Below are 3,989 nucleotides of genomic sequence, written 5' to 3' on the forward strand. Positions count from 1 at the left end.
CCGAACCGCTGGAGCCACCGCGCCCGGCCGGCAGGATACCGAGCATCTGGCAGACCGATATCGTCAAAATAAACAGGATCACCAGGAAGATGAACAACCCGGCATGGCGCTCGACAAAATCGCCCTGCTCCTGCTGTTCATCCGTACTGTATGCCGGCGCCGGCTCGTCCAGCGGGCTGCCGCCCAGCACCACCAGCATCGCCGCGACGCCGTCGCTGATGCCTTTGTTGAAGTTGCCGGTCTTGAAGGCCGGCGTGATCACCTGGTTGATGATCACCGAACTCTGGGCGTCGGTCAGGCGATCCTCCAGGCCGTAGCCCACTTCGATGCGCAGTTTACGGTCATCCCGGGCCACGATCAGCAGCGCGCCGTTGTTTTTATCCTTCTGCCCTATGCCCCAGTGGCGCCCCAGCTGATAGCCGAAATCTTCGATGCTGCTGCCCTGCAGGTCCGCCAGGGTCACAACCACCACCTGTTCGCCGGTCGCCTGTTCATGGGCCTTGAGCTGCGTCTCCAGTTGCGCGCGCACCGAAGGGTCGAGCATCTGGGCGGTGTCCACCACACGCCCGGTCAACGCTGGAAACTTCAATTCGGCCTGTGCCGTGACTGCAAACACCCAGAGCAACAGCACCAGGCCAAATTTCAACACTCGCATCGCAACTCCTGTGTGGGAGCGAACTGCTGTGGGAGCAAAGCTTGCTCGCGATGAAGGCACCTCGGTCTTTCGAATGACCGCGTTATCGTTCATCGCGAGCAAGCTTTGCTCCCACAGGCTCGCTCCCACAATTTCTTCAGAACTTCACTTCAGGGGCTTTTTCGGCATTGGAGCTGGTGGCCTCGAACGTTTCGCGCAGCGGCAGGTCGCTGTACATCACGCTGTGCCACAGGCGGCCCGGGAACGTGCGGATCTCGGTGTTGTACTTCTGCACCGCCAGGATGAAGTCGCGGCGTGCCACGGCGATACGGTTCTCGGTGCCTTCGAGCTGCGATTGCAGCGCCAGGAAATTCTGGTTGGCCTTGAGGTCCGGATAACGCTCGGACACCACCATCAGCCGGCTCAACGCGCCGGTCAACTGGTCCTGGGCCTGTTGGAACTGCTTGAGCTTTTCCGGGTTGTCCAAGGTACTGGCGTCCACCTGGATCGACGTGGCCTTGGCCCGCGCCTCGATCACCGCGGTCAGGGTTTCCTGCTCGTGCTGGGCGTAGCCCTTGACGGTTTCCACCAGGTTGGGAATCAGGTCGGCACGGCGCTGGTACTGGTTCTGCACCTGGCCCCAGGCGGCCTTGGCCTGTTCGTCCAGGGTCGGGATGTTATTGATGCCGCAACCGGCCAGCAGCGTGGTAAGCAGCATCAAGGCCAGCATCGGCAGGCTGCGAAGGTGGTTCAGTCTTGGATTCATTGGATGAAGCGCTCCCTGGCATGACATTGGAAAAACCCGGCCACCTATCTCACTGGCGTCTGGGGCATAATCTGCCGCCGCACTGGATTGAAACGGGTCGATGGGCTAAAAGATGCGCGGTGCGAAACTAAGTTCAGCCCCCTGGGCTCGAAAGTGTGCTGTATTTGACCGAACAACAATAGCCGCTCCTCACATTTTGGCTGACCGGCGTGTCCTGATCACCGCCCTTTAGGCTTGCGAGAAAACTATTCATGAAGAAGCTGTGTTTGCTGGGCCTGTTTGTCAGTCTGGCCAGTCACTCCGTATTTGCCGACAACCTGCCCGCCCCCATAGAGAACAAGGACGCCTTCATCAGCCATCTGATGAAGCAGATGACCCTCGAAGAGAAGATCGGCCAATTGCGCCTGATCAGCATCGGCCCGGAAATGCCCCGGGAGATGATTCGCAAGGAAATCGCCGCCGGCAACATTGGCGGTACGTTCAACTCCATCACCCGCGATGAGAACCGTCCGATGCAGGACGCGGCCATGCGCAGCCGGTTGAAGATCCCGATGTTCTTCGCCTATGACGTGATCCACGGCCACCGCACGATTTTCCCGATCCCCCTGGCCCTGGCCTCGAGCTGGGACATGGACGCCATCTACCACTCCGGGCGCATCGCCGCCCAGGAAGCCGCGGCCGACAGCCTGGACATTACCTTCGCGCCCATGGTCGACATTTCCCGCGACCCACGTTGGGGCCGGACCTCCGAAGGTTTCGGCGAGGACACCTACCTGGTGTCGCGCATCGCCGGGGTGATGGTCAAGGCATTCCAGGGCAACGGCGCCAACGCGGCCGACAGCATCATGGCCAGCGTCAAGCACTTCGCCCTCTACGGCGCAGTGGAAGGCGGTCGGGACTACAACACCGTGGACATGAGTCCGCTGAAAATGTACCAGGACTACCTGCCGCCCTACCGCGCCGCCATCGACGCCGGAGCCGGCGGGGTGATGGTCGCGCTGAACTCCATCAACGGCGTGCCGGCCACCGCCAACACCTGGCTGATGAACGACCTGCTGCGCAAGGAATGGGGCTTCAAGGGCCTGGCGGTCAGTGACCACGGCGCCATCTTCGAACTGATCAAGCACGGCGTCGCCAAGGACGGTCGCGAAGCGGCGAAGCTGGCGATCAAGGCCGGCATCGACATGAGCATGAACGACTCGCTCTACGGCAAGGAACTGCCAGGGCTGCTCAAGGCCGGCGAGATCGAACAGAGCGACATCGACAACGCCGTGCGCGAAGTGCTCGCGGCCAAATACGACATGGGCCTGTTCAAGGATCCGTACCTGCGCATCGGCAAGGCCGAGGACGACCCGGTCGACACCTACGCCGAAAGCCGCCTGCACCGCGCCGATGCCCGTGACGTGGCACGCCGCAGCCTGGTCCTGCTGGAAAACCGCAACCAGACCCTGCCCCTGAAAAAGACCGCCAGGATCGCCCTGGTCGGCCCGCTGGCCAAGGCACCGATCGATATGATGGGCAGTTGGGCCGCGGCCGGGCGCCCTGCGCAATCGGTCACCCTGTTCGACGGTATGACCCGCGCCCTGGGCGCCGAGTCGAAGCTGATCTACGCCCGTGGCGCCAACATCACCGGCGACAAGAAGGTGCTCGACTACCTGAACTTCCTCAACTTCGATGCCCCGGAAGTGGTGGATGACCCGCGCTCGGCCCAGGTGCTGATCGACGAAGCGGTGCAAGCCGCCAAGGACGCCGATGTGGTGGTGGCCGCCGTGGGCGAGTCCCGTGGCATGTCCCATGAGTCGTCGAGCCGTACCGAACTGAACATCCCGGCCAGCCAACGCGAGCTGATCAAGGCCCTGAAGGCCACCGGCAAGCCCCTGGTGCTGGTGCTGATGAATGGCCGTCCGCTGTCGTTGCTGGAAGAAAAGCAGCAGGCCGATGCGATCCTGGAAACCTGGTTCAGCGGCACCGAAGGTGGCAACGCCATCGCGGACGTGCTGTTCGGCGACTACAACCCGTCGGGCAAGCTGCCGATCACCTTCCCACGCTCGGTGGGGCAGATTCCGACCTACTACAACCACCTGAGCATTGGCCGGCCGTTCACGCCGGGCAAGCCGGGCAACTACACCTCGCAGTATTTCGATGACACCACCGGCCCGCTCTATCCGTTCGGCTACGGCCTGAGCTACACCGAGTTCAGCCTGTCGGACATGGCCCTGTCATCGACCACGCTGAACAAGACCGGCAAGCTCGATGCCAGCGTAACCCTGGAAAACACCGGCAAGCGTGACGGCGAAACCGTGGTGCAGTTGTACATCCAGGACGTGACCGGCTCGATCATTCGCCCGGTGAAAGAGCTGAAGAACTTCCGCAAGGTGATGCTCAAGGCTGGCGAGAAGAAAGTCATCCACTTCACCATCACCGAAGACGACCTGAAGTTCTACAACGCCCAGCTCAAGTACGGGGCAGAGCCGGGCAAGTTCAACGTGCAGATCGGCCTGGATTCCCAGGACGTGAAGCAGCAGAGTTTTGAGTTGCTCTGACCTTCAGAACAACTTGATCCTCCTGTGGGAGCGAGCTTGCTCGCGA

3 protein-coding genes are annotated in these 3,989 nt (G+C 61.7%); 1 reads left to right on the forward strand and 2 read right to left on the reverse strand.

The genetic code is table 11. The annotated features are described in order from the left end of the window. A partial coding sequence (locus tag J4E53_RS30050; RefSeq protein WP_207268278.1) for a YgcG family protein occupies positions 1 to 655 on the reverse strand: 655 nt, incomplete at its 3' end. 136 nt (positions 656 to 791) lie between these two features. Next, a complete protein-coding gene (locus J4E53_RS30055; protein ID WP_060738802.1) occupies positions 792 to 1,400 on the reverse strand; it encodes a LemA family protein in 609 nt (202 codons plus the stop codon). A gap of 251 nt (positions 1,401 to 1,651) precedes the next feature. On the opposite strand from J4E53_RS30055, the gene bglX reads away from it, so the two are divergent. Further along, a complete protein-coding gene (gene bglX, locus J4E53_RS30060; protein ID WP_103309745.1) occupies positions 1,652 to 3,943 on the forward strand; it encodes a beta-glucosidase BglX in 2,292 nt (763 codons plus the stop codon). The last annotated feature ends 46 nt before the right edge of the window (positions 3,944 to 3,989 follow it).

The organism is Pseudomonas sp. FW305-28, assembly GCF_017351395.1.
GTDB classification, from domain to species: Bacteria; Pseudomonadota; Gammaproteobacteria; order Pseudomonadales; family Pseudomonadaceae; genus Aquipseudomonas; species Aquipseudomonas fluorescens_AA.